The sequence below is a fragment of the Brevundimonas aurantiaca genome, assembly GCF_014199955.1.
GTDB lineage: Bacteria > Pseudomonadota > Alphaproteobacteria > Caulobacterales > Caulobacteraceae > Brevundimonas > Brevundimonas aurantiaca.
In genome coordinates, this window is the sequence record NZ_JACHOQ010000005.1 from 144,223 (window position 1) to 168,888 (window position 24,666).

The following is a 24,666-nucleotide window of genomic DNA, read 5'->3' on the forward strand; positions in this document are numbered from 1 at the left end:
AGAGGGCGGCGCCGGCGACGGGGCCGCCCCTTCTTTTATGCGTCAGTCCTTCCAGCGCTCCCTAGGGGCCGAGGCGCCGGGGGTGACAGGGGCGCCGGCGGCGCGGTGGCCGTCGCGGCCTGTCTGTACGTTCTGGCGGGAATCCGGCGCCAGGGACGGGTCCAGGTGGGCGCCCGCACAGCCCGTGCCGAAGTTCGAGCCGACACAGTCCGCCGGACCGACGACTCCGACCCCGCCGGACAGGGGACGGCGCGTCGCCTCCCACTCCGCCAAACGGCGCGCGCCCTCGCGGGCGAAGCGGGCGTCGCGCTCGGGGTTGCCCGAGCCGGTGATGGGCGCCGCGTTCTCGGCCCTTCGGGCGAACTCATTGCGGCAATGCTGACGTTCCATCTCGTTCAGCAGATCGGGCGAGGCGCAGCCGGGCAGGCCCTGGCGCAGGGTGCGGGCCATGGCCCCGCTGCGGTTTGAAGGATCGACCCGCCAGACGTCGGCCGGCGGCGGCGCGCCCGGCGGCGTCGGGGCGGCGAGGCGGGGACGCAGGGGGGCAGGGCGGGGAACGGCCTGGGCCTCAGCAGCGGGAGCGCGAACCGAGGGGGAAGACGAGGCTGTCGGAGCCGCTGCGGGCTCGACGTCCGGCGCGGCTCTGGCGGGGGCGCGAGGGCGTTCGTCGGGCAGCAGGGGGCGAGGCTCGATGTCCAGATAGATCGGCGGCGGCTCGGCGGCGAAGTCTTCCCCGTCGATCCCCAGCGCCGTGACGGACAGGGCGGCGATCAGGGCGATGTTGATGGCGGCGGCCAAAGCGGCCAGACCCGCCTTGCGCCAGTCGGGACGCTGGAACGGTGGACGAGGCTGGGCGGACACGCTCATTGGCGGCGCTTTCTGAGGTTGGGCAGGACGCCGTCGCGTGTGGAGAATAGCTCAACGCTGATGTTGACCCCTTCGCAACCGGCCACGGGATTGGGACTTTCGCAAGGCGGGTCGCCCCGCGACGGCTCAGCGCGCTTCGCCTCCCATGCCGCCAGGCGTCTGGCGCCCTGGCGCGCGAAGACCGCCTCCCGTTCGGCGTCGCCCGAGCCGGTTATGGAACGGACCTCCTGGCCCAGGCGCATCCACCGGTCCTCGCATCGACGACGTCCTTCGACGGACAGACGATGCGGCGCGTCGCAGGACGCGAAACTGTCGCTGGTACGCCCGACGCCGGTCGTGACGCGCCAGCCTTCATCGATGGACGCGCCGGCCGCGACGGAAACCCCAGCCTCCTTCGTCTGGTTGGAGGTCGTGGGCGAAACGGCGGCCGGACGTTCAACAGGAGAGGGCGCACGGCCGAGCCTGCGAGACGTCCGAACGGACCGATCCCTCGGCAAGGAGGCGCGTGGCTCGATATCGAGATACAAAACCGGTTCGGCAGCCCGTGAGCGCGGCGTCCGCTCTCGCCGGTGCTCCATCGACAGCAGGGCTATGACCAGGACGTTGACGCTGAGAGCGGCGGCGGTCGCGCCCGCCCAGCCGATCCTGCCCGTCGCCCCCATGCCCGTCCCCTGACCGTTCAACGCAAAGCTCGACCGCAAGGATGGCTGGATTCAGGCGCTGGTTTGACTTGTTCGCGTCATGGCTGTGTGATGAGGCTCCGAGGGAGGGGCGGCTGATGTCGATACTGTTGGTCCTGGTCTTGTATCTTCAGGCAAGCTCGCAGGTCGCCAGGCCGGCCCCTGTCGACGACCTGGAGACTTGTCCGGCCGTCCCCAATGAGGCCAACGCCGAGCGCGACTGGGAGGATTTTGAGTTCTCGACGGACAAGCCCGGCAGTCCGATGTGGTACGCCGATCTGGGGTGCTACCGGCGAGCGGCCGAGGCCAGTCGGGAGTGTCTGACGCGTGGGCCGCTGTTGGGGGTGCGGGAATCGGCCATCTCCCACCTACACATGGCGCGCTATCTGGCCTTTGCCGGAGACGAAGCGGGCGCCGCACTGGCGCTGGGCGGAGCGCGGCGGTCGGATCAGCGCACGGCCGCCGAAATCGCCTTGGACTGGAACGCCTATGTCGAGGGGTTGTATGGGTTCCTGGTCAAGGATCGGGGACTGCTGGACGCGCGTCTTGAGACGTTGCGAACCTCACCCAACGAAGGCGACCGGTACAATGGCCGGAACCTGTCATGGCTGTCCCGCTGTTTCGAGCGGACCTATATGGAGGCGCAGACAGACGCCGCCTGTGCCGTGGAGCCCGGCCCCGCCCGGTGATAATGAAATCTGGATTCGGGGGAGGGACGGATGAAGAATACGATCGTCGTCGTCATATGCGGTCTTCTCGCCGCCTGTGCGACGTCCGAGGCGGTAGCGTCCCTGCCGGACGGAACCCCTGTCGTCGGCCGCAGCTTCACGCCCGGCTCAGAGGATGGGGCTGTGACGCTTGAATGCGTTCTCGCCGAAGGCGGAGCTTTGACGGACTGCGTGGTGATCTCCGAGGAGCCGTCCGACCAGGGCTATGGCGAGGCGGCGCTCGCCATGTCCAGAAGAGGTCTGCGGGTGCAGGCCGATCCGAGCCGGGTGGGACAGAAGGTCCGGTTCACATCCCGCTTTAGACTGCAGTAGTTGGCCTGTCCTTGACCTTTCCCCCCATCGCGCGTAGAAGCCGCGCACTTTCGAGGCGTGGCCGGTTCCCCGGTCGCTGAGATCGTGACAATCGAACGGACGGGCTGTGCCCGCCGGAACGCCCAAAGCGCGCGTTCCGGCTTTTCTGTTTGGGTCGTCGCGCACTCAGTCTCGATGACACCCGGGCGGGGGAATGGTCCCTCGTTCACAGAAGAAGGCGCGGGGCGCCTCGGTCGAAAGACACACGCCCCCCATAGAAGTCGAGACCTGTCTCAATGCCCACGATCAACCAGCTGATCCGCAAGCCGCGCAAGCCCAAGCCCACCCGCAACAAGGTGCCGGCTCTGGAGGGTTCGCCCCAGCGTCGCGGCGTCTGCACCCGCGTCTACACCACGACCCCGAAGAAGCCGAACTCGGCTCTGCGTAAGGTCGCCAAGGTCCGTCTGGCCAAGAACGGCTACGAGGCCGTGTGCTACATCCCCGGCGAAGGCCACAATCTGCAGGAACACTCGGTGGTTCTGATCCGCGGCGGCCGCGTGAAGGACTTGCCCGGCGTTCGCTACCACATCCTGCGCGGCGTGCTCGACACGCAAGGCGTCAAGGACCGCAAGCAGCGCCGTTCGCACTACGGCGCCAAGCGTCCGAAGTAAGCCGTTCGCTTCCGGGCCGTCGCGCCCGGAGGCCTTTTCGAGATCTACCCGGCGTCGGCCGGGCCCCAAGAGGAATAACCCATGTCGCGTCGTCACCGCGCCCAGAAACGTGAAGTCCTGCCGGATCCCAAGTTCGGCGACCTGGTCGTCACCAAGTTCATGAACTACGTCATGTACGAAGGTAAGAAGGCCGTCGCCGAGAACATCGTCTACGGCGCCTTCGACATCCTGGCCGAGAAGAAGAAGGACCAGACCGCGGTCGAGACCTTCCACTCCGCCCTGGACAACGTCGCCCCGGCGGTCGAAGTCCGTTCGCGTCGCGTCGGCGGCGCCACCTATCAGGTGCCGGTCGAGGTTCGTCCCGACCGTCGTCGCGCCCTGGCCATCCGCTGGCTGGTCAACGCCGCCCGCAAGCGCGGCGAGAACACCATGACCGAGAAGCTGGCCGCCGAGCTGCTGGACGCCTCGAACAACCGCGGCACTGCGGTCAAGAAGCGCGAAGACACCCACAAGATGGCCGAGGCGAACCGCGCCTTCAGCCATTACCGCTGGTAAATGTCTTAAAACCGTCTCCCTTTCGAAGGTATGGGGCGGTTCCTATCTAAGACTATCCGGCGCGGGCGGTTTCAGCTAAATCGCCCGCGCCGTCATATCCGACATTTCGAAGGGCGCATCTGCGTCCGAAGCCCTCAAGGGACGCTCTAATGCCCCGCACGCATAAAATCGAAGACTACCGCAACTTCGGCATCATGGCCCATATCGACGCGGGCAAGACGACGACGACCGAGCGGATCCTGTACTACACGGGCAAGTCGCATAAGATCGGCGAAGTTCACGACGGCGCCGCCACCATGGACTGGATGGACCAGGAGCAGGAACGCGGCATCACCATTACGTCGGCCGCGACGACCGCCTTCTGGAAAGAAAAGCGCCTCAACATCATCGACACCCCCGGCCACGTGGACTTCACCATCGAGGTCGAGCGTTCCTTGCGCGTCCTCGACGGCGCCGTGACCGTTCTGGACGGCAACGCCGGCGTCGAACCGCAGACCGAAACCGTCTGGCGTCAGGCCGACAAGTACAAGGTTCCGCGCATCGTCTTCGTCAACAAGATGGACAAGATCGGCGCCGACTTCGACAAGTCGGTCGAATCGATCCGCGACCGTCTGGGCGCCAAGGCCGTGCCGATCCAGTTCCCGATCGGCGCCGAGTCGGCCCTGAAGGGCCTGGTGGACCTGGTCCGCATGAAGGCGGTTGTCTGGGACAATGACGGGCTGGGCGCGTCATACGAAGATCAAGAGATCCCCGCCGACCTGATGGACAAGGCCGTCGAGGCCCGTCAGTACCTGATCGACAACGCCGTCGAATTGGACGACGAGGCCATGGAAGCCTACCTCGAAGGCAACGAGCCTTCGGAAGAGACCATCAAGAAGTGCATCCGTAAGGCCGTTTTGACCGGCGCCTTCTACCCGATCCTCTGCGGCTCGGCCTTCAAGAACAAGGGCGTGCAGACCCTGCTGGACGCCGTCGTCGACTATCTGCCGTCGCCGGTGGACATCCCCCCGACCAAGGGCATCGACTACAAGACCGAGGCCGAGGTCGAGCGCAAGGCGTCCGACGACGAGCCCCTGTCGGTTCTGGCGTTCAAGATCATGGACGACCCCTTCGTCGGTTCGCTGACCTTCTGCCGCCTGTATTCCGGCAAGATGGAAACCGGCATGGGCCTGTTGAACTCGACCCGCGACAAGAAGGAACGCGTCGGCCGCATGCTGCTGATGCACTCCAACAACCGCGAGGACATCAAGGAAGCCTATGCCGGCGACATCGTCGCCCTGGCCGGCCTGAAGGACACCCGCACCGGCGACACCCTGTGCGACCCGATCAAGTCGCCGGTCATCCTGGAGCGGATGGAATTCCCGGCCCCGGTGATCGAGATCGCCGTCGAGCCCAAGTCCAAGGCCGACCAGGAGAAGCTGGGCGTCGCCCTGGCCAAGCTGGCCTCGGAAGACCCCTCCTTCACCGTCTCGACCGACCACGAGTCGGGCCAGACGATCCTGAAGGGCATGGGCGAGCTGCACCTGGACATCAAGATCGACATCCTGAAGCGCACCTATAAGGTCGAGGCCAACATCGGCGCGCCGCAGGTGGCCTATCGCGAGTCCATCAGCCGCAAGGCCGAGATCGACTACACCCACAAGAAGCAGACCGGCGGTACGGGCCAGTTCGCCCGCGTCAAACTGGTGTTCGAGCCGGGCGAGCCGGGTACGGACTTCGTCTTCGAATCCGCCATCGTCGGCGGCGCGGTGCCCAAGGAATATATCCCGGGCGTCGAAAAGGGCCTGAAGTCCGCCAAGGACAACGGCCTGCTGGCCGGCTTCCCGGTCATCGACGTCAAGGCCACCCTGGTGGACGGCGCCTTCCACGACGTCGACTCCTCGGTCCTGGCGTTCGAAATCGCCGCTCGCGCCGCCTTCAAGGAACTGCGCGAGAAGGGCGGACCCAAGCTGCTGGAGCCGATCATGGCCGTCGAGGTCGTGACCCCGGAAGAGTATCTGGGTTCGGTCATCGGCGACCTGAACGGCCGTCGCGGCATGATCCAGGGTCAGGACATGCGCGGCAACGCCACTGTCGTGAACGCCTTCGTGCCGCTGGCCAACATGTTCGGCTATGTGAACACGCTGCGCGGCATGTCGCAGGGCCGCGCCCAGTTCACCATGCAGTACGACCACTATGAGCCGGTGCCGCAGCACGTCGCCGACGAAGTGATCAAGAAATACGCCTAAGCTTTTCCTTTCGGAAAAGCGCACCTAAAAGCGCCCGGTCCCACACCGGGCGCCCTTAACCCCCAGACTGCAGGAACCCCCGGTTCGGGGACCTAGGAGCTAGAGAATGGCCAAGGAAAAGTTCGAACGCACGAAGCCGCACTGCAACATCGGCACGATCGGTCACGTTGACCACGGCAAGACGACGCTGACGGCGGCGATCACGATGACGCTGGCGAAGGCCGGCGGCGCCAAGGCGATGAACTACGCCGACATCGACGCCGCGCCGGAAGAGAAGGCGCGCGGCATCACGATCAACACGGCGCACGTGGAATATGAGACGGCGAACCGTCACTATGCGCACGTCGACTGCCCCGGCCACGCCGACTATGTGAAGAACATGATCACCGGCGCGGCGCAGATGGACGGCGCGATCCTGGTGGTTTCGGCCGCTGACGGCCCGATGCCGCAGACGCGCGAGCACATCCTGCTGGCCCGTCAGGTGGGCGTGCCGGCCCTGGTGGTCTTCATGAACAAGGTCGACCTGGTCGACGACGAAGAGCTGCTGGAGCTGGTCGAGATGGAAGTGCGCGAGCTCTTGAGCTCGTACCAGTTCCCGGGCGACGAGATCCCGATCACCAAGGGGTCGGCCAAGGCCGCGACCGACGGCGTGAACCCGGAGATCGGCGAGCAGCGCATCCTGGCCCTGATGGAAACCGTCGACAGCTACATCCCGCAGCCGGAACGTCCGGTGGACCTGCCGTTCCTGATGCCGGTGGAAGACGTCTTCTCGATCTCGGGCCGCGGCACCGTGGTGACCGGTCGCGTCGAGAAGGGCATCATCAAGGTCGGTGAAGAAGTCGAGATCGTCGGCATCCGTCCGGTCCAGAAGACGACCTGCACGGGCGTCGAAATGTTCCGCAAGCTGCTGGACCAGGGTCAAGCCGGTGACAACGTCGGCGTTCTGCTGCGCGGCACCAAGCGTGAAGACGTCGAGCGCGGTCAGGTTCTGTGCAAGCCGGGTTCGATCACCCCGCACACCAAGTTCGTGGCCGAGGCCTACATCCTGACCAAGGAAGAGGGCGGCCGTCACACCCCGTTCTTCACCAACTATCGTCCGCAGTTCTACTTCCGCACGACCGACGTGACCGGCATCGTGAAGCTGAAGGAAGGCGTCGAGATGATCATGCCCGGCGACAACGCCGAGCTGAACGTCGAACTGATCACCCCGATCGCCATGGACCAGGGCCTGCGCTTCGCCATCCGTGAAGGCGGCCGCACCGTCGGCGCCGGCGTCGTGGCCAAGATCGTCGAGTAAGCCTCTTGGTGCGCTAACGCGCGCGAGCGGTCGCTCGCTTCTTGAGCGCTTCGACCTCAAGCGGCGAGCCTCCGCGAGGCGAGCGTAGGCTACAAAAAGAACGGCCCCCGGAGAAATCCGGGGGCCGTTTTGCTTTGGGCGACTGTCTTACGCGCGGCGGATCCCACGCCGCCTTGAGGTCCGTGATGCGGGGCTACAGCAATGGGGTGAGGGTGACAGCCTTGAATCCAGGAAGGCGCCTCTGGACAAGGCAGCCTTTCACGGCAAATCAGTTCCAGGTGATAGATAGAGCGCGATCAAGCGGATCAACTCCTCGCGCATCCGCTCGTCGTCGAGGGCGCTGCGACTCGCCGCATTGTGGATCACGCCGTCAACGGCGTCCGAGAGGACACGCCCCGCAACCGCGTCAGCGGGACTACCCTGTCTGCTGCGGAAGTCCGCCACGATTTTCGCGTATAACGACAGGTAGGCGACTTCATAGTCGCTCGCCGGGTTGCGGCGCGCCCTCGCTGTCGGGATCTCTTGAAGTAGGACGGGATGAAGGCCAGGATGAATGGAATGGGCTTCGATCCTCGCTGCGACGATCCGGACCGCCAGTTCATGTGGCGTCAATCCTACGGCACGAACCCTTCGCATCGCTTGCATACCGTTTTCCAGATGGGTCTGACGGATGGCGTCGACCAGTGAAAACTTGTCCTCAAAATACTGGTAAAGCGAGCCGATGCTGACGCCGGCCCTCTCAGCGACGCGGTTCGTCGTGAACCCCGCCCATCCGTCATCGCTGAGAATGCGAGCACCGGCTTCGATGATTGCATCGACCGTGGCGCGCGAGCGCGCCTGACGCGGGGTTTTGCGGGTCGCCGCTTGCGGATTTTCAATGCGAATAGACAGGAACGCCGCTCCTTCTGAAAATGTGTGCGGATTGCTCGAATTCGTCACCAGCAAAGTAAGGCCTGACAATGGGAAATATGCTGCAGATGTTGGTTCGCTATTCTGCCTGGGCCAATCAGGAGCTGTTTGACAAACTGGACGCTCTTGATGCTGTGCAATGGGAGGCGGAATTGCTGATCGCGCGGCGACTCATCGGCCACCTTCACGTTGTGAGCCGGATTTTCGCAGGACATCTGCAAGGAGAGACGCACGGCTTCACCTCTACAAATTTCGAAACGGCGTTGCCGCTCGGCCAGTTGAGGGAGGCCGTTGCAGCGACCGACCAGTGGTACATCGACTATGTGGATGCTCTGTCTGCCGAAGCTCGGATCGAGCCCGTCGCCTTCACCTTCACTGACGGCGACCGCGGCTCGATGACGCGTGAGGAGATGCTGGTTCATGTCTCGCTGCACGCCGGCTATCACAGAGGCGAGATCGGCCGCCTTCTCACTCAAGCATCCGTCACGCCGCCCTGGGACACGCTTGCGGTGTATCTTCACCAGAACGAGCCCGCGCGGCGAGACAAGGGATTCAGTCAAGACGGGTCCGGCGCAGGCTGATCCTGGGCAGCATACCGAGCTGGAGACGAGCTGACGCCTTCGTTCTGAGAAGCGTTATCAATTAAGGGCTTGGGCGATTTGTCCATACGGAAGACATGGACAAGCCAGGCCGTCGGGCGCAAATAAACCGTCAGACACGCCATAAGCGAAAGAACGACTATCGTGTTCGACTATAAAGCCGCCTTTGAAAGCTCGGTGGAGCAGGTGCGCAGCGAAGGCCGGTATCGCGTCTTCGCCGATCTGAAGCGGGTGAGCGGCGCCTTTCCCCAGGCGGTGCGCCGTCGGGAAGACGGGTCCGAACAGGACGTCGTGATCTGGTGCTCGAACGACTATCTGGGCATGGGCCAGCATCCGGACGTGCTGAAGGCCATGCAGGACGAGATCGCGGCGACCGGCGCGGGCGCCGGCGGCACGCGCAACATCTCGGGCACCACCCGCTCGGCTGTGGATCTGGAGAGCGAACTGGCCGACTGGCATCAGAAGGAGGCGGCCCTGCTGTTCACCTCCGGCTATGTCGGCAATGAGGCGACCCTGTCGACCCTGCAGAAGATCCTGCCGGGCCTGATCATCTTCTCCGACGCTCTGAACCACGCCTCGATGATCGAGGGCATCCGTCACGGCGGCGGTGAACGTCACATCTTCCGCCACAACGACCTGGCGCATCTGGAGCAGCTCCTGGCCGCCGCCCCGGTCGAGGCGCCCAAGCTGATCGCCTTCGAGAGCGTCTATTCGATGGACGGCGACATCGCCGACCTGGCCGGCACCATCGCCCTGGCGCGCCAGTACGGCGCCTTGACCTATCTGGACGAGGTCCACGCCGTGGGCCTGTACGGCGCGACCGGCGCCGGCGTCGCAGAGCGGGACGGGGTCCTGGACCAGATCGACATCATCGAATGCACCCTGGGCAAGGCCGTCGGGGTCATGGGCGGCTATATCGCGGCCGACGCCGTGATCGTGGACGCCGTGCGCAGCTGGGCCTCGGGCTTCATCTTCACCACCAGTCTGCCGCCGGCCTTGACGGCGGGGGCCCTGGCCTCGGTGCGCCATCTGAAGGCCCATCCCGAACTGCGCGAACGCCATCAGGAACGCGCCGCGACCCTGAAGGCCCGTTTCGCCGCCGTCGGCATTCCGGTCATGGAGTCCGAGAGCCACATCGTCCCGGTCCATGTCGGCGACCCGGTCCACTGCAAGATGATCTCGGACATGCTGCTGGAAGACTTCGGCGTCTATGTGCAGCCGATCAACTATCCGACCGTGCCCAAGGGCACCGAGCGGCTGCGCTTCACGCCCTCGCCCAACCATACGGACGCGATGATGGATCATCTGGTCCAGGCGATGGACAAGCTCTTCTCCCACTGCAACGTGGCGCGCCGGCCCGTCGCCGCATGACGACCGGCGACGACCTCGGCGAGATCATCGTCGAGTTCGTCCGCAACGGTCCCTATGTCAAATGCTCGGCCATCCACGTCGCGACCGGCCGCGAGGTCAGCGCCATGGGGCCGGCGAACGAACCCAAGGCCGTCGAGCGGGTGGCGATCGCCAAGCTGAGGCGAGCTTTGGAGGCTGGGCGATAGCGCAGCCGCTCTCTTGACCCTATAGCGGCGGCATGCGCCCGACGCCCACCCTTCATACGCCCCGCTTCCTGATGCGGCCGTTGGTCCGCGAGGACGCGGCGGCGCTGTTTCCAACCCTCTCGCGCGACGACCAGTGTCTGTATATGTCGCGACCCGCCTTCCGTAGCGAGGCCGATCTGGCCGATTGGCTGGTCGATCCGACCTGGCCGGGCCGAAGCTGGACGGCGGTGGACCGCGAAACCGGCGCGGTCGCTGGACGCTACGTCGCCTTTCCAGGACGCGACGAGGGCGTTCTGGAGGTCGGCTATGTCACCGTCGTCGACCGCCAGGGGCAGGGCGTGGCGCGGGAGTGCATGACGGCCCTGGTGTCCCATCTCTTCACCGATCCGTCGTGCCGTCGGATCTATGCGGAGATCGATGCGGACAACCGGCCGTCCGCCGGCTTGGCCGAGCGCCTGGGCTTTTCCTTGGAAGGACGGTTGCGGGAGCATGAAACCACGCACAAGGGCCTGTGCGACATGCTGGTCTACGGCCTGCTGCGGCGTGAATGGGCGGCTGGGACACAAGATATTGTGGTTCGCTCCGCTGGGGACTAGATAGGCGGCCTTCTCAGATGCGGGGATTCCGACGTGACCGCCTTCACCCATGACGCCTATTTCACCAAGACCCTGGCCGACGCCGATCCGGACGTCTTCAAGGGCATTCAAGGGGAGTTGGGCCGGCAGAAGGAGCAGATCGAGCTGATCGCGTCCGAGAACATCGTCTCCCAGGCGGTGCTGGACGCCCAAGGCTCGGTTCTGACGAACAAATACGCCGAGGGGTATCCGGGGCGCCGCTACTACGGCGGCTGCGAATATGTGGACGTGACCGAGGATCTGGCGCGCGAACGGGCGAAAAAGCTGTTCGGCGCGGCCTTCGCCAACGTCCAACCCCACTCGGGCGCCCAGGCCAACCAGGCGGTCTTCTTCACCCTGCTGCAGCCGGGTGATGCCTTTTTGGGCATGGACCTGGCCTGCGGCGGGCACCTGACCCACGGGTCGCCGGCGAACCAGTCGGGCAAGTGGTTCCGCCCGGTGACCTACAAGGTCACCGAAGACACCCATCTGATCGACTATGACCATGTGGCCGAAATGGCCGAGCGCGAGAAGCCCAAGCTGATCCTGGCCGGCGCCTCCGCCTACAGCCGCCACATCGACTTCAAGCGGTTCCGCGAGATCGCCGACAGCGTCGGCGCCTATCTGATGGTGGACATGGCCCACTACGCCGGCCTGGTGGCCGGGGGCGCCTATCCCGATCCGATCCCGCACGCCCATGTCGTGACCACGACGACGCACAAGACCCTGCGCGGGCCGCGCGGCGGCATGATCCTGTCCAACGATGTCGAACTGGGCAAGAAGATCAACTCGGCCGTCTTCCCGGGCCTCCAGGGCGGGCCGCTGGAGCATGTGATCGCGGCCAAGGCCGTGGCCTTCGGCGAGGCGCTGCAGCCCGAGTTCAAGCTGTACGCCCAGCAGGTGGTCAAGAACGCCCAGGCCCTGGCCGGCGTCCTGGTCGAGCGCGGCCTGGCCATCGTCTCGGGCGGCACCGACAGCCATCTGATGCTGGTCGATCTGCGGCCCAAGGGCGTGACCGGCAAGGCGACCGAGCACGAGCTCGAAAAGGCGCTGATGACCTGCAACAAGAACGGCGTGCCGTTCGACACGGCCCCCTTCACCGTCACCTCGGGCGTTCGCCTGGGCACGCCCGCCGGCACGACGCGGGGCTTCGGCGAGGACGAGTTCAAGCAGATCGGCCACTGGATCGCCGACGTCGTCTCCTCGATGAACGGCGGGGACGAGGCTGATCCGGCCGTGGTCGCGGGCGTGGCGGCCCAGGTGCGCGAACTGACGAACCGCTTCCCCATCTACGGATGATCTGACCGATGAAGTGCCCCTTCTGCGGTCATCAGGACACCCAGGTTAAGGACAGCCGGCCGTCGGACGACGGCTCGGCCATCCGACGGCGGCGGTCCTGTCCGAACTGCAACGGGCGCTTCACCACCTTCGAGCGGGTCCAGCTGCGCGAACTGGTGATTCTGAAACGCAACGGTCGGCGCACCCCGTTCGACCGGGACAAGCTGGAGCGGTCGCTGGGCGTGGCCCTGCGCAAACGCCCGGTCCAGGCCGAACAGGTCGAACAGATGGTCAATCGGATCGTCCGCCAGCTTGAAAGCCTGGGCGAGACCGAAATCGCTTCCAGCGTCGTCGGCGACTTCATCATGAAGGCGCTGAAGGGCGTGGATGAGGTGGCCTATGTCCGCTACGCCTCGGTCTATAAGGACTTTCGGCACACGGGCGACTTCGCCAAATTCCTGGGCGATGAAGGCTTCGACGAGCCGTCCGGCAAGAGCTGATGCGCGTCACCCTGAAGCTGGCCACCTCGCTGGACGGCCGCATCGCCACGGCCTCGGGCGAAAGCCGCTGGATCACCGGCGAGGCGGCCCGGCTGGAAGGGCACAGGCTGCGGGCCGCCCATGACGCCATTCTGGTGGGGGTCGAGACCGTGCTCCACGACGACCCCGAACTGACGACCCGTCTGCCGGGCCGCAGCGTCGATCAGCCGCTGCGGGTGGTGTTGGACAGCCGGCTCAGAACCCCGGCGACGGCCAAACTGGCGGGGCCGAACAGTCTGATCCTGACCGCCGTCGCGCCCCGCCCGGTCGGAGGCGCGGAGGTGCGGCAGGTCGAGACACAGGACGGACGCCCCGCCGTGCCGGCCGTTCTCAAGGCGCTGAAGGCGGTCGGCGTCGCCTCGGTCCTGATCGAGGGCGGAGGCCAGGTGGCCGCCGCCTTTCTGCGCGCGAGGGCGGTGGATCGTCTGGAATGGTTCCGGGCGCCGATCCTGTTGGGCGGGGAGGGGCGGCCGTGCGTGGCTTCCCTGGCCCTTGCAAAGCTGGCCGAGGCCCCCAACTTCCGACGCCTGGATGTCCGGCCCGCCGGGGACGACCTGTGGGAAAGCTACGCCCGCATCTGACGGCGATCGGACAGATCGGACACTTTGGACACTGTTTTTCGGTGTCCGGATCGGACTGTTTCGGACGATCTGGACACATTAGACTGTATTTTTTCGGGTCCGAAGGGGGACCGGTCGTCTCATGTTCACAGGCATCGTCACCGACATCGGCCGCGTCCGCGACGTCCGCGAGACCGAGCGCGACCGCCGCTATGAGATTGAGACCGCCTGGGACGTGGCCTCCATCGACCTGGGCGCCTCAATCAGCCATGCGGGCTGCTGCCTGACCGTGACGGAGAAGGGCCCAGACTGGTTCGCCGTCGAGGTGTCGAACGAGACCCTGTCCAAGACGACGCTGGGCGGCTGGAAGGCCGGCGACGGCGTCAATCTGGAACGGGCTGCGCGCCTGGGCGACGAGATGGGGGGGCACGTCGTCTCGGGTCACGTCGACGGCCTGGGCCGGGTCGTCTCCATCACGCCCGAAGGGGGCTCGCACCGGATCGAGGTCGAGGCCCCGGCGCCGCTGCACCGCTATATCGCCGCCAAGGGGTCGATCACGGTGGATGGGGTGTCGCTGACGGTCAACGCCGTGCAAGACCGGGTGTTTTCGTTGAATATCATTCCGCATACGTGGGAAGTGACGACCCTGGGCCGCCTGAAGGTCGGCGATCCGGTCAATCTCGAGATCGACATGCTGGCGCGCTACCTGGCGCGGTGGCAGGAGACGGCCTGATGCCGAAGGAACGCCAGATGCTGGCCGCGAACATGAACGACAGCCCGATCAGTCCCATCGAGGACATATTGGAGGACGCCCGCAACGGCCGTCCCTACATCCTGGTGGACGCCGAGGATCGCGAGAACGAGGGGGACATCATCATCCCCGCCCAGTTCGCCACCCCGGATCAGATCAACTTCATGATCAAACAGGCCCGCGGCCTGGTCTGCCTGGCCCTTACGGCCGAGCGGGCGCAGCAGCTGCGGCTGCCGCCGATGGCCGCCGACAATCGCGAGAGCATGAAGACCGCCTTCACCGTCTCGATCGAGGCCAAGGAAGGCGTGACGACGGGTATTTCGGCGGCCGACCGGTCGCGGACCATCCAGGTGGCGACCGACGCCTCGAAGGGCATGGACGACATCGTCTCGCCCGGCCACATCTTTCCCCTGGTGGCGCGCGACGGCGGGGTGCTGGTCCGCGCCGGCCATACCGAGGCTTCCGTCGACATCAGCCGCATGGCCGGCCTGACCCCGGCGGCGGTGATCTGCGAGATCATCAAGGACGACGGCGAGATGGCGCGGATGCCGGATCTGGTCGCCTTCGCCCAGTTGCACGGGCTGAAGATCGGCACCATCGCCGACCTGATCGCCTATCGCCGCCGCACCGAGCGGTTCGTCGAACGGATCATGGATACGCCGTTCGAGAGCGTCCACGGCGGGCCGTTCCGGCTGATGCTGTACAAGAACACGATCGAGGGGGCGGAACACGTCGCCCTTGTCCATGGTCGGATCGACCCGTCCAAACCGACCCTGGTGCGGATGCACCAGGTGGACTTCGCCTGCGACCTCCTGGGCCATGTCGAGACGCGCCAGGACTATGTGCCGAAGGCTCTGCGCCAGATTACCGAGCATGACGGCGCGGGCGTGGTCGTCTTCCTGCGCGATCCGGCGCTGAACGCGTTGGCCGAGCGGCTGGCGGGGGTCGACAAGCCGGCGGCGGTCGATCGGTCGCTGCGGGCCTATGGCGTGGGCGCGCAGATCCTGCTGGACCTGGGCGTCAAGGATATGATCGTGATGAGTTCGACGCGACCTGAACCGACGGCGCTTGAAGGCTATGGCCTGCGCATCGTCGGCTGGCGCGACATGGATGGAGAAGACAAGGCGTGACCGACGCACCCCGTATTCTGATCGTCGAGGCGCGCTTCTACGACCAACTGGCCGACGCCCTGCTGGAAGGGGCCAAGGAGACGCTGAAGGCGCGCGGCGCCCTGTTCGACGTCGTCACCGTGCCGGGCGCCCTGGAGATTCCAGCGGTGATCGCCATGGCCGAGGAGGCCGGGCGGTTCCCGACCGCGCCGCGTTATGACGGCTATGTGGCCCTGGGCTGCGTGATCCGCGGCGAGACCTATCATTTCGAGATCGTCTCGGACCAGTCGGCGGCCGGGCTGATGGCCCTGGGCGTCAAGGGGCTGATCGTCGGCAACGGCATTCTGACGACCGAGGACGAGCATCAGGCCTGGGCCCGGGCGCGGCTTTCCGAAGGGGATAAGGGCGGTGGAGCGGCCAAAGCCTGTCTGGACCTCATTGCATTGAAGAAGCGGTTGCGGCTAGGCCTCGGCGCATGACTGAACCGAACAGCGTCAAGGCCGTCCTCGAACAACTGGCCGAAGCCGAGAAACAGCGGGCCGAGCCCCATCTGAGCTCCAAACAGCGCCGGGCGCGCACCGTGTCGCGCCTCGCCGCCGTCCAGGCCCTGTACCAGATGGAGCTGGCGGGCGAGGGGGTGGAGACGGTGATCACCGAATTCTCCAACTTCCGCTTCGACGCCGACATCGAGGGCGAGGCCCTGGCCGAGGCGGATGAAGCCTATTTCGCCGACATCGTGCGCGGCGTGATCGAAAGCCAGCGCGAGATCGACGCGGCGATCAAGGCCCGGCTGGCGTCCAACTGGCGGTTGGAGCGGATCGACGCCACCCTGCGCGCCCTGCTGCGTTCGGGCGCCTGGGAGCTGATCAAACATCCGGAGACGCCGCGCGAAGTGGTGATCGACGAATATGTCGAACTGGCCAAGGCCTTCTTCGACGACGCCGAGGCCCGGTTCGTCAACGCTGCTCTGGACGGCGTCGCCAGAGACGTCCGTCGCTGATGCCCGCGCTCGACGTCGCGGGCGAGTTCGAGACGATCGAGACGCTGCTGCGGCCCCTGGCCCATCCGGAGTGGGGCAGGGGGCTGGTCGATGATGTGGCGGTCCTGCCGTCCCGGCCCGGCTATGATCTGGTCCTGACCAAGGACGCCATCGTCGAAGGCGTCCATTTCCTGCCCGACGACCCCCTGGATACGGTGGCCAGAAAGCTGCTGCGTGTGAACCTGTCGGACCTGGCGGCCAAGGGGGCTGAAGCCTTCGGCTATCTGCTGGCCTGCGCCTGGTCCGAACGTTGCGGCTGGCCGGAGCGCGAGGCCTTCGCCGCGGGCCTGGCCCAGGATCAGGCCCGGTTCGGGGTCTTTCTGATGGGCGGCGACACGGTGAAGACGCCGGGCCCGGCCGCCTTCTCCCTGACCGCCCTGGGCTGGGTTCCGGCCGGGGGGGCGGTGTCGCGCGCTGGAGCCGAGGCGGGGGATCTGGTCTTCGTGACCGGCACGATCGGCGACGGCCTCCTGGGGCTTCAGGCGGCGCGGGGCCAGTTGACGCTCGATCCCGAGCGGCTGGCCTTTCTGATCGACCATTACCGCCAGCCGACGCCTCAGCAGGATTTCGCCGAGGTGATCGCCGCCCACGCCACTGCGGCGGCCGACGTCTCCGACGGGCTGGTCGCCGATCTGACGCATATCGCCAACGCCAGCGGCGTCGCGATCGACCTGAAGCTGGACAGCCTGCCCCTGTCGGCGGCCGCCAGGGCCTGGTTCGAGGCCCGCGTCGATCCTCAGGCGGCGCTGGAGGATCTGGCGACCGGGGGCGACGACTACCAGATCGTCTTCACCGCCCCCGCCCGGCTGGTGGAGACGCTGCGCCGAGAGGCCGACCGGCGGCGGGTTCGCCTGACCCTGCTGGGCGAGGTGCGGGTCGGCGCCGGGGTCACGGTCTCCTACGGCGGCCGGCCCCTGACGCCGGGGCGCGCCGGCTGGACCCATGGCTAGGACTTTCGCAAGGGAATCCTAACCCACCGCCGTTAGGCTGGTCGCATGGATCGCAGAAGCTTCATCGCCGCCGGAACCGTCGCCCTCGCCGGGACCGCCGCCGGTTCCGCCGCCGCCTCCTCCGAGAAGGCGGCCGAAGGGCCCCCGACCTTCGGCATAGCGGGGGTGGGCCTGCCCGTCATCGCTGACGGTCGGCTGCGGAACTATGTCTTCGTCTCGCTCCGCCTGATGCTCGGCGCGGGCAAGACCGCCGATCAGATGCGGCTGAAGGAGGCCTTCTTCCGCGACGCCCTGGTGAAGGCCGCGCACCGGACCCCCTTCACCGTTCCCGGCGACTGGACGCGCCTGGACGAGCGTCGCATGTCGGCCGCCCTGGTCGCTGCCGCCAACACCATCTCCGGACGGGGTTCGGTGACCGGCGTCGAGATCATCGCCCAGAGCCCCCGCCGTCGCTCCGGCATGCCGACCGCTCACTAGCGGTCAACGATCACGGTTGCGTCAACTTGACGCCCGTGACACGCTCCCTCTGCAAAATCCCAAGGGGCGCAATGACGCGCTCGCCGCGTGCAGGGGGACCGGAAGGCGGACAGAGGCCCTAAGGCCCGCCCGCCGCGCCAGGCCTGCGCGCCTGTTTGCAAGGGCATGGAAACGCCAATGACGACCTATCTTACGCTGGTCTTCGCGGCCGGTGTTCTGGCGGTGCTTTACGGCGCCGTTCAGACCGCCGCCCTGATGAAGGCGAGCACTGGCAACGACAAGATGCGAGAGATCGCCGCCGCTATTCAGGAAGGCGCCTCGGCCTATCTGAAGCGGCAATATCTGACCATCGGCCTGGTGGGGATTGTGATCCTGATCGCCGCCTATCTGCTGATCGGCCCCTATGCGGCCGTGGGCTTTCTGATCGGGGCGGTCCTGTCGGGCGCGGCCGGTTACGCCGGCATGCTGATCTCGGTGCGGGCCAATGTGCGCACGGCCCAGGCGGCCTCCGAAAGCCTGTCCAAGGGGCTGAACCTGGCCTTCCGGTCGGGCGCGATCACCGGCATGTTCGTGGCGGGCGGCGCCCTGATCGGGGTATCGGGCTACTATATCGTCCTGACCCACCACCTCGGTTTGAACCCGGTCGGCCGCGAGGTCATCGACGGCCTGGTGGCCCTGGGCTTCGGCGCGTCGCTGATCTCGATCTTCGCGCGACTGGGCGGGGGCATCTTCACCAAGGGCGCCGACGTGGGCGGCGACATGGTAGGCAAGGTCGAGGCCGGGATTCCCGAGGACGATCCCCGCAACGCCGCCACCATCGCCGACAACGTAGGCGACAATGTCGGCGACTGCGCCGGCATGGCGGCGGACCTGTTCGAAACCTATGCGGTGACGACCGTGGCGACCATGGTGCTGGCGGCCATCTTCTTCCGCGGCCAGCCCTATGTGGACATGCTGATGGTGCTGCCGCTGGCGATCTGCGCGGTCTGTATCGTGACCTCGATCATCGGCAGCTTCTTCGTGCGGCTGGGCAAGAGCCAGAACATCATGGGCGCCCTGTATCAGGGGCTGATCGTGACCGGCGTCCTGTCCATCGGGGCGGTCTGGTGGGTGATCGACCAGATGGTGACCGGGCCGGTGACGACGACCGGCGGCCTGGTCATCCAGCCCATGGCCCTGTTCTGGTCCGGCATGGTCGGGCTGGCGGTGACGGCGGCCATTGTGGTGGTGACGGAATACTACACCGGTTCGGGCTTCCGGCCGGTGCGGTCGGTGGCCAACGCCTCGGTGTCGGGCCACGGGACCAACGTCATCCAAGGGCTGGCGGTGTCGCTGGAGGCCACGGCGCTGCCGGCCCTGACCATCATCGTCGGCATCGTGGCCAGCTTCCAGCTGGCGGGTCTGTTCGGCATCGCCATCGCCACCACCACCATGCTGGGCGTGGCGGGGATGATCGTGGCCCTGGACGCCTTCGGGCCGGTGACGGACAACGCCGGGGGGATCGCCGAAATGGCCGGCCTGCCCAGCGAGGTGCGGCATTCGACCGATGCGCTGGATGCCGTGGGCAACACGACCAAGGCCGTGACCAAAGGCTACGCCATCGGCTCGGCGGGCCTGGGGGCGCTGGTGCTGTTCGCGGCCTATACGTCGGACCTGCAATACTTCTCAGCCAATCCGTCGGACTATCCCTTCTTCGCCGACATGGGGACGGTCGCTTTCGACCTGACCAACCCCTATGTGGTCGTGGGCCTGCTGTTCGGGGGGCTGTTGCCCTTCCTGTTCGGCGGCATGTCGATGATGGCGGTGGGGCGCGCCGCCGAGTCTGTCGTGGCCGAGGTGCGGCGCCAGTTCCGCGAGAACCCCGGCATCATGACCTATCAGGTCAAGCCCGAGTACGGACGGGCGGTCGACATCCTGACCAAGGCGGCGATTCGCGAGATGATCGCGCCGTCGCTGCTGCCGGTCCTGTCGCCCATCGTCCTGTTCGCCGCCGTCATGGTCATCTCGGACAAGGCCAACGCCTTTGCGGCCTTGGGCGCCATGCTGATGGGGGTGATCGTCACCGGCCTGTTCGTGGCCGTGTCGATGACTTCGGGCGGCGGCGCTTGGGACAACGCCAAGAAGGTGATCGAGGAGGGCTTCACCGACAAGAACGGCGTGGTGCACGGCAAGGGATCGGAGGCCCACAAGGCGGCCGTGACCGGCGACACCGTAGGCGACCCCTATAAGGACACCTCGGGGCCGGCGGTGAATCCGATGATCAAGATCACCAATATCGTGGCCCTGCTGCTGCTGGCGGTGCTGGCCAGCGGGACGGTCGGCTGACGTGAAAACGCCCCGGAGAGCGATCTCCGGGGCGTTTTTCCTTGGGCGATGCGCCGGGGATCAGTCCGGGCGGCGTTGACCGGGAGTGTCGTCCTCGGTGCGCGGCAGCTGGCCGCGGCCGACGTTGCCCAGCAGCTGCTCCAGAACCGTCAGGGCGCGGCCACGCGTCGGGGTTTCACGGCTGTTCATGGCGATCTGTTCGCCGTCCGCCAGGCCCAGGGTGCGCACGGCGGCGACCTTGTCGCCGTTCGGCTCGAAGGTGATTTCGGTCACCGTGCGGCTCGAGACGACCGGCAGGTTGTAGGTGTATTTCTCAGTGGTCTGGCTGATGTAGTACCAGACCTGGTCCGGTTCGAAGGTCGAGGTGGTCGAGGGCGAGCCCAGCCGCGCCAGCACCGTCTCCTTGGTGTCGGTTCCGGCGACCACGTCCTGGGGCTTGGCGTCGATCACCTGAAAGCCGTTGGAGCCGACCATCGGCGCGCAGGCGGCGGACAGGCCGCCCAGGGAAACGGCGACGAAAAGCGGGACGAAACGAGACATGATCGGGCGCCTGCGAGAGAACAAGATCTTTGACCTAGACGGACCTGCGTCCTAGTTCAACGGCGCGGCGGAAAAGGGGCCGTTTAAAGCCATGCTGAAAAACCTGTTCAAACCCCGCGAAGGCGTCCGCATTGGCGACGCCCTGTACGCCCTTTCGGTGGAGCAGGCGCGCCGGCCGGGACTTTATACGCGACTGGGCGTGGCTGACCGGATCGACGCGCGGTTCGAACTTTATACGCTGCACGTGCTGCTGCTGGTGCTGCGGCTGCGCGATGAGAACACGCCGAGCGGTCGAGACGCGGCCCAGGCTCTGTTCGACGTCTATGTCTCGGCGCTGGACCATGCGTTGCGGGAAGAAGGCGTCGGCGACATTTCGGTGGGCAAGAAGATGCGCAAGCTGGGCGAGGCCCTGTACGGCCGGATGAACGCCTATGAGCCGCCGCTGCGCGACGGCGATGCGGCGGCTCTGACCGAAGCTCTGGCGCGCAATGTCTATGGCGAGACGCGGGCGGAACAGGCGGCTGATTTGGCGCGCTACGCCCTGGCCGCGCGAGCCGCCCTGGCGGCGCAGGAATTCAATGATGTGCTGGTGAAGCCGGCCTGGACGGATGTTTGAGACCATGAGCGCAAGCCTCCCCTACAGCGAGACGGTGCGGGTCAATCAGATCGGCGCGGGGCTGAGCCGACGCCTGGAGCCCGACGCGGAGGCGCGTCAGCGAATTGCGCGCGCCCTGGATCTGCAGGGCCTGGACGCCTTCGCCGTAGAGATCGAGGTCAAGCCGACCCCGTCGAGCAGCGAGTGGACGATGAAGGGGCGCGTCACGGCCCATGCGATCCAGACCTGCGGCCTGACCTTGGAACCCCTGCCGGTCGAGGTGGACCGCCGCTTCTCGATTCAGTTGGCCGAGGCCGAACCGCAGCAGACCGACGAGATCGAAGTCACCCTGGAGGAGGAGGACGCCGACCTGATCGAGGACGGCAAGATCGACCTGGGGCAGTATGCGGTCGAGCAGCTGGTCCTGTCTCTGGACCCCTTTCCGCGCAAGCCGGGGGCGCAGTTCGTGCAACCGGAAGAGCCCGCCGAAATCTCGCCCTTTGCAGCTTTGAAGGCCCTGAAGCCGCAGGACGACCAAGGCTGAGGTTGACGCAGGGGCCGTGCGGTTGCATCCCCCGGCGTCGGCGCTATCGTCCGGCGCCTATATCCAGTGTCGTGCGACAAGACGACGCGGTTAGTCGAGGTCCATTTGCAAGCCCCAGTTACGATCTCGCTTGACGCCATGGGCGGCGATCACGGCCCATCCGTCGTCGTTCCGGGCGTCCAAAGCTTTGTCCGCGCCCATGGCGGGGAGGGAGTCCGCTTCCTGCTGCATGGGGACGAGACCCGGATTCGCGCCGAGTTGGCGCATTGCAGCCTGCCGGCCGACACGGTCGACATCCGTCATACCGACAAGGTGGTGGCCATGGACGAGAAGCCCGCCCAGGCCATGCGCCGGGGCAAGGGCTCCAGCCTGTGGAACGCCGTCGAGGCGGTGAAGACCGGCGAGGCCGGCGGCGTGGTCTCGGCGGGCAACACCGGCGCCCTGATGGCCATCTCCAAACTGATTCTGCGCATGTCGGCGCCGGGCCTGGAGCGGCCGGCCATCGTCGCCAGCTGGCCGACCTTCAAGGGCCATACGGCGGTTCTGGACGTCGGCGCCAACATCGGCAGCGACGCCGAGCAACTGGTCGAGTTCGCCATCATGGGCGAGGCTTTCCAGACGGCGGTGCGCGGCACCGTTCGCCCGACCATCGGCCTGCTGAACGTCGGCTCCGAGGACATGAAGGGCAATGAACAGGTCAAGGAGGCGCACGCCATCCTGCGCGACGGCCCGTTCGACCTGAATTATTACGGCTTCGTCGAAGGCGACGACATCGCCAAGGGCACGGTGGACGTGGTCGTCACCGACGGCTTCACCGGCAATATCGCCCTGAAGACGGCCGAAGGCACGGCCCGCTATATCTCGGCCCTGCTGCGCGAGGCCCTGACCTCGAACCTGCAGGCCAAGCTGGGCGCCGCCATCGCCATGCCGGCCCTGAAGAAGATGCGCGAGAAGATCGACCCCAGCGCCATCAACGGCGGCCCCCTGCTGGGGCTGAACGGGATTGTGGTGAAGAGCCACGGCGGCGCCGACGCCAAGGGCTTCGGAAACGCCATCCGTATCGCTGTGGATCTGGCCCGCAGCGACTATATGACCAAGGTCGGCGCCAATCTGGGCAAGCTGGACGCCGTGTTCGACCATTCCAGCCCACCCGCCGCCCCCGCCGGAGAACCCCTTCAGTGAGCGTCACCCGCAGCGCCGTGACCGGCGTCGGCTCCTATCTGCCGGAGCAGATCGTCACCAACGCCGACCTGGCCCAGATCGTCGACACCTCCGACGAATGGATCCAGGAGCGAACGGGGATCAAACAGCGCCACAAGGCGCGCGACGACCAGCCGACCAGCGATCTCGCGGTCGAGGCCGCCAGGAAGGCCCTGGCCGACGCCGGCAAGACGGCGGCGGATGTGGACCTGATCATCGTGGCGACGACCACGCCCGACATGACCTTCCCCGCCGTCGCCTCCATCGTTCAGCACAAGCTGGGCGCCGGCGTCGGCGTGGCCTTTGACGTTCAGGCGGTCTGTTCCGGCTTTGTCTATGCGCTGAGCGTGGCCGACGGCTTCGTGGCGCGCGGCCTGTCGAAATGCGCCCTGGTGATCGGCGCCGAGGAAATGACGCGGCTGATGGACTGGACCGACCGGACGACCTGTGTGCTGTTCGGCGACGGCGCCGGCGCCGTGGTGCTGGAGCCGCGCGAGGGGCAGGGGACGGCCGCCGACCAGGGCATGCTGGGCTTCGCCCTGCGCGCCGACGGGTCGAAAACGGACCTGCTCTATGTCGACGGCGGGCCGGCGTCGACCGGAACCGTCGGCCATCTGCGGATGGCGGGCAATCAGGTGTTCCGCCATGCGGTGGTCAATATCGCCGAAGGCATCACTGCGGCCTGTGAGGCCGCCGGCATCGAAATCGCCGACGTCGATTGGTTCGTGCCGCATCAGGCCAATCAGCGGATCATCAAGGGCGTCGGCGACCGGCTGGGTCTGGACGAGAACAAGGTGATCTCGACCGTGGCTCTTCACGCCAACACCTCCGCCGCCTCAATTCCCCTGGCGCTGGATGCGGCGATTCAGGACGGGCGGATCAAGAAGGGCGACATGGTGCTGTTGGAAGCCATGGGCGGCGGCCTGACCTGGGGCGCCTGCGCCTTGAGGCTTTAACCGCTGCGCCGGGCATTGATTTTCTGAGAAGTTTGCGCCCCTATGCGCCCAGAAGATCGTTTCCAGACGGGACTATGATGGGCAACCACACCGTAACGCGCGCCGACCTTTGCGAAGCCGTGCATGAAGAGGTCGGTCTGTCCCGCCAGGAGTGTTCGTCCCTGGTCGAACGGACGCTGGAGCTGATCGTGGAGGCTCTTGAAAAGGGCGATACCGTCAAGCTGTCGGGTTTCGGCGTCTTCCAGGTGCGTGAGAAGCGGGCCCGCATGGGCCGCAACCCCAAGACCGGCGAACCGGCGGCGATCAACCCCCGTCGCGTCATCAGCTTCCGCGCCTCTCAGATCATGAAGAGCCGGGTTCACGACGCCGTCGTCGAGGCCTGATTCGCTTGGCCAAGAGCGCCGACGCCTTCCGCACCATTTCTGAGGCGGCCGAGGAGGTCGGAGCTCCGCAGCACGTCCTGCGGTTCTGGGAAACCAAGTTCAGCTTCGTCACGCCGGTGAAGCGCGCCGGTGGACGTCGATTCTACCGGCCCCAGGACATCGCCGTGCTCAAGGCGGTTCGGCGGCTGCTGCACGAGGACGGCCTGACCATCCGCGGGGTGCAACGGCTGCACAAGGAGCAGGGGCTCAAGACGCTGGTCGGCGCGGACATGGCCGGCCTGATCGAGGCGCGCGACGCCGAATCCCCGGCTGAGCCCCTGATTTCAAGGACGCCGGCCCTGTCCGGCGTGACTAAGCGGCTGAATGTCGTGCTGATGGATTTGGAACAGGCCAAGGCCCGACTGGACGCTGTTCTGAGAAGCTAG

30 protein-coding genes are annotated in these 24,666 nt (G+C 66.3%); 26 read left to right on the plus strand and 4 right to left on the minus strand.

All coding sequences use genetic code 11. The annotated features are described in order from the left end of the window. Positions 1–42: 42 nt before the first annotated feature. The gene (locus tag GGQ93_RS11730) at positions 43–867 is read right to left on the minus strand and encodes a hypothetical protein (RefSeq protein ID WP_183217180.1); all 825 of its coding nucleotides are present in this window, start codon (positions 865–867) and stop codon (positions 43–45) included. Beyond that, positions 864–1,529 carry a hypothetical protein gene (locus tag GGQ93_RS11735; protein WP_183217182.1) on the minus strand — a complete coding sequence of 222 codons (666 nt, stop codon included), beginning with the start codon at positions 1,527–1,529 and terminating at the stop codon, positions 864–866. The genes GGQ93_RS11730 and GGQ93_RS11735 overlap by 4 nt, the downstream gene beginning before the upstream one ends. 116 nt (positions 1,530–1,645) lie before the next feature. Between GGQ93_RS11735 and GGQ93_RS11740 the strand changes: the two genes are divergently transcribed. From GGQ93_RS11740 to tuf, 6 genes are all read left to right on the plus strand, one after another. After that, positions 1,646–2,236, plus strand: coding sequence for a hypothetical protein (locus tag GGQ93_RS11740; protein ID WP_183217185.1), 591 nt, complete (start codon positions 1,646–1,648; stop codon positions 2,234–2,236). A 30-nt stretch (positions 2,237–2,266) separates the two neighbouring features. Then, positions 2,267–2,587: an energy transducer TonB gene (locus tag GGQ93_RS11745; RefSeq protein ID WP_152950526.1), complete on the plus strand. Its 321-nt coding sequence runs from the start codon at positions 2,267–2,269 to the stop codon at positions 2,585–2,587. A gap of 275 nt (positions 2,588–2,862) precedes the next feature. After that, positions 2,863–3,237: a 30S ribosomal protein S12 gene (rpsL, locus tag GGQ93_RS11750; protein ID WP_008260482.1), complete on the plus strand. Its 375-nt coding sequence runs from the start codon at positions 2,863–2,865 to the stop codon at positions 3,235–3,237. Between the two features lie 81 nt (positions 3,238–3,318). Beyond that, the gene (gene rpsG, locus GGQ93_RS11755; protein ID WP_054765982.1) at positions 3,319–3,792 is read left to right on the plus strand and encodes a 30S ribosomal protein S7; all 474 of its coding nucleotides are present in this window, start codon (positions 3,319–3,321) and stop codon (positions 3,790–3,792) included. 149 nt (positions 3,793–3,941) lie between these two features. Beyond that, entirely contained in the window at positions 3,942–6,020 is a 2,079-nt protein-coding gene (gene fusA, locus GGQ93_RS11760) for an elongation factor G (protein WP_183217187.1), read from the plus strand. A gap of 106 nt (positions 6,021–6,126) precedes the next feature. Continuing rightward, positions 6,127–7,317 carry an elongation factor Tu gene (tuf, locus tag GGQ93_RS11765; protein WP_183217189.1) on the plus strand — a complete coding sequence of 397 codons (1,191 nt, stop codon included), beginning with the start codon at positions 6,127–6,129 and terminating at the stop codon, positions 7,315–7,317. 258 nt (positions 7,318–7,575) lie between these two features. Here the strand turns inward: tuf and GGQ93_RS11770 are convergent, their stop codons facing one another. Beyond that, positions 7,576–8,256, minus strand: a complete 681-nt coding sequence (locus tag GGQ93_RS11770; protein WP_224764429.1) for a TetR/AcrR family transcriptional regulator — start codon at positions 8,254–8,256, stop codon at positions 7,576–7,578. 29 nt (positions 8,257–8,285) lie between these two features. On the opposite strand from GGQ93_RS11770, the gene GGQ93_RS11775 reads away from it, so the two are divergent. The 14 genes from GGQ93_RS11775 to GGQ93_RS11840 all read left to right on the plus strand — a co-directional run bounded on the left by GGQ93_RS11775 (position 8,286) and on the right by GGQ93_RS11840 (position 20,023). Further along, on the plus strand, positions 8,286–8,807 hold the full coding sequence (locus GGQ93_RS11775) for a DinB family protein (protein WP_197273304.1): 522 nt from the start codon (positions 8,286–8,288) through the stop codon (positions 8,805–8,807). Between the two features lie 162 nt (positions 8,808–8,969). Continuing rightward, positions 8,970–10,196: a 5-aminolevulinate synthase gene (gene hemA / locus GGQ93_RS11780; protein WP_054765978.1), complete on the plus strand. Its 1,227-nt coding sequence runs from the start codon at positions 8,970–8,972 to the stop codon at positions 10,194–10,196. Beyond that, complete coding sequence (locus GGQ93_RS11785) at positions 10,193–10,381, plus strand: DUF6898 family protein (RefSeq protein WP_054765977.1); 189 nt, start codon at positions 10,193–10,195, stop codon at positions 10,379–10,381. The genes hemA and GGQ93_RS11785 overlap by 4 nt, the downstream gene beginning before the upstream one ends. A 32-nt stretch (positions 10,382–10,413) precedes the next feature. Beyond that, a complete protein-coding gene (locus GGQ93_RS11790; RefSeq protein ID WP_054765976.1) occupies positions 10,414–10,977 on the plus strand; it encodes a GNAT family N-acetyltransferase in 564 nt (187 codons plus the stop codon). A gap of 33 nt (positions 10,978–11,010) precedes the next feature. Beyond that, positions 11,011–12,294, plus strand: a complete 1,284-nt coding sequence (gene glyA, locus GGQ93_RS11795; protein ID WP_311734602.1) for a serine hydroxymethyltransferase — start codon at positions 11,011–11,013, stop codon at positions 12,292–12,294. An 8-nt stretch (positions 12,295–12,302) separates the two neighbouring features. Continuing rightward, positions 12,303–12,773, plus strand: a complete 471-nt coding sequence (gene nrdR, locus GGQ93_RS11800) for a transcriptional regulator NrdR (protein ID WP_054765974.1) — start codon at positions 12,303–12,305, stop codon at positions 12,771–12,773. Beyond that, a complete protein-coding gene (locus GGQ93_RS11805) occupies positions 12,773–13,393 on the plus strand; it encodes a RibD family protein (protein WP_183217191.1) in 621 nt (206 codons plus the stop codon). Before nrdR ends, GGQ93_RS11805 begins: the two co-directional genes overlap by 1 nt. A gap of 121 nt (positions 13,394–13,514) precedes the next feature. Further along, the gene (locus GGQ93_RS11810) at positions 13,515–14,105 is read left to right on the plus strand and encodes a riboflavin synthase (RefSeq protein WP_183217193.1); all 591 of its coding nucleotides are present in this window, start codon (positions 13,515–13,517) and stop codon (positions 14,103–14,105) included. Continuing rightward, positions 14,105–15,253, plus strand: a complete 1,149-nt coding sequence (gene ribB / locus GGQ93_RS11815; protein WP_224764428.1) for a 3,4-dihydroxy-2-butanone-4-phosphate synthase — start codon at positions 14,105–14,107, stop codon at positions 15,251–15,253. The genes GGQ93_RS11810 and ribB overlap by 1 nt, the downstream gene beginning before the upstream one ends. Next, a complete protein-coding gene (gene ribH / locus GGQ93_RS11820; RefSeq protein ID WP_054765971.1) occupies positions 15,250–15,711 on the plus strand; it encodes a 6,7-dimethyl-8-ribityllumazine synthase in 462 nt (153 codons plus the stop codon). Before ribB ends, ribH begins: the two co-directional genes overlap by 4 nt. Further along, complete coding sequence (nusB, locus tag GGQ93_RS11825) at positions 15,708–16,232, plus strand: transcription antitermination factor NusB (RefSeq protein WP_152950520.1); 525 nt, start codon at positions 15,708–15,710, stop codon at positions 16,230–16,232. The genes ribH and nusB overlap by 4 nt, the downstream gene beginning before the upstream one ends. After that, a complete protein-coding gene (gene thiL, locus GGQ93_RS11830) occupies positions 16,232–17,221 on the plus strand; it encodes a thiamine-phosphate kinase (RefSeq protein WP_183217195.1) in 990 nt (329 codons plus the stop codon). The genes nusB and thiL overlap by 1 nt, the downstream gene beginning before the upstream one ends. A gap of 45 nt (positions 17,222–17,266) precedes the next feature. Further along, a complete protein-coding gene (locus tag GGQ93_RS11835) occupies positions 17,267–17,698 on the plus strand; it encodes a hypothetical protein (RefSeq protein WP_054765968.1) in 432 nt (143 codons plus the stop codon). Positions 17,699–17,875: 177 nt separating this feature from the next. Further along, positions 17,876–20,023: a sodium-translocating pyrophosphatase gene (locus GGQ93_RS11840; RefSeq protein WP_183217197.1), complete on the plus strand. Its 2,148-nt coding sequence runs from the start codon at positions 17,876–17,878 to the stop codon at positions 20,021–20,023. 60 nt (positions 20,024–20,083) lie between these two features. Here the strand turns inward: GGQ93_RS11840 and GGQ93_RS11845 are convergent, their stop codons facing one another. Continuing rightward, positions 20,084–20,563 carry an outer membrane protein assembly factor BamE gene (locus GGQ93_RS11845; RefSeq protein WP_182714725.1) on the minus strand — a complete coding sequence of 160 codons (480 nt, stop codon included), beginning with the start codon at positions 20,561–20,563 and terminating at the stop codon, positions 20,084–20,086. A gap of 91 nt (positions 20,564–20,654) precedes the next feature. Between GGQ93_RS11845 and GGQ93_RS11850 the strand changes: the two genes are divergently transcribed. The 6 genes from GGQ93_RS11850 (at position 20,655) to GGQ93_RS11875 (ending at position 24,666) form a co-directional block, all read left to right on the plus strand. After that, a complete protein-coding gene (locus tag GGQ93_RS11850) occupies positions 20,655–21,179 on the plus strand; it encodes a ubiquinol-cytochrome C chaperone family protein (protein ID WP_182714724.1) in 525 nt (174 codons plus the stop codon). A gap of 4 nt (positions 21,180–21,183) precedes the next feature. Next, positions 21,184–21,702, plus strand: coding sequence for a YceD family protein (locus GGQ93_RS11855; RefSeq protein WP_082382706.1), 519 nt, complete (start codon positions 21,184–21,186; stop codon positions 21,700–21,702). A 105-nt stretch (positions 21,703–21,807) separates the two neighbouring features. Beyond that, entirely contained in the window at positions 21,808–22,884 is a 1,077-nt protein-coding gene (plsX, locus tag GGQ93_RS11860) for a phosphate acyltransferase PlsX (RefSeq protein ID WP_221233684.1), read from the plus strand. Beyond that, the gene (locus GGQ93_RS11865) at positions 22,881–23,858 is read left to right on the plus strand and encodes a beta-ketoacyl-ACP synthase III (RefSeq protein ID WP_183217201.1); all 978 of its coding nucleotides are present in this window, start codon (positions 22,881–22,883) and stop codon (positions 23,856–23,858) included. Before plsX ends, GGQ93_RS11865 begins: the two co-directional genes overlap by 4 nt. Before the next feature lie 77 nt (positions 23,859–23,935). Then, complete coding sequence (locus GGQ93_RS11870; RefSeq protein WP_054766969.1) at positions 23,936–24,241, plus strand: integration host factor subunit alpha; 306 nt, start codon at positions 23,936–23,938, stop codon at positions 24,239–24,241. A gap of 5 nt (positions 24,242–24,246) precedes the next feature. Further along, complete coding sequence (locus tag GGQ93_RS11875) at positions 24,247–24,666, plus strand: MerR family transcriptional regulator (RefSeq protein ID WP_183217203.1); 420 nt, start codon at positions 24,247–24,249, stop codon at positions 24,664–24,666.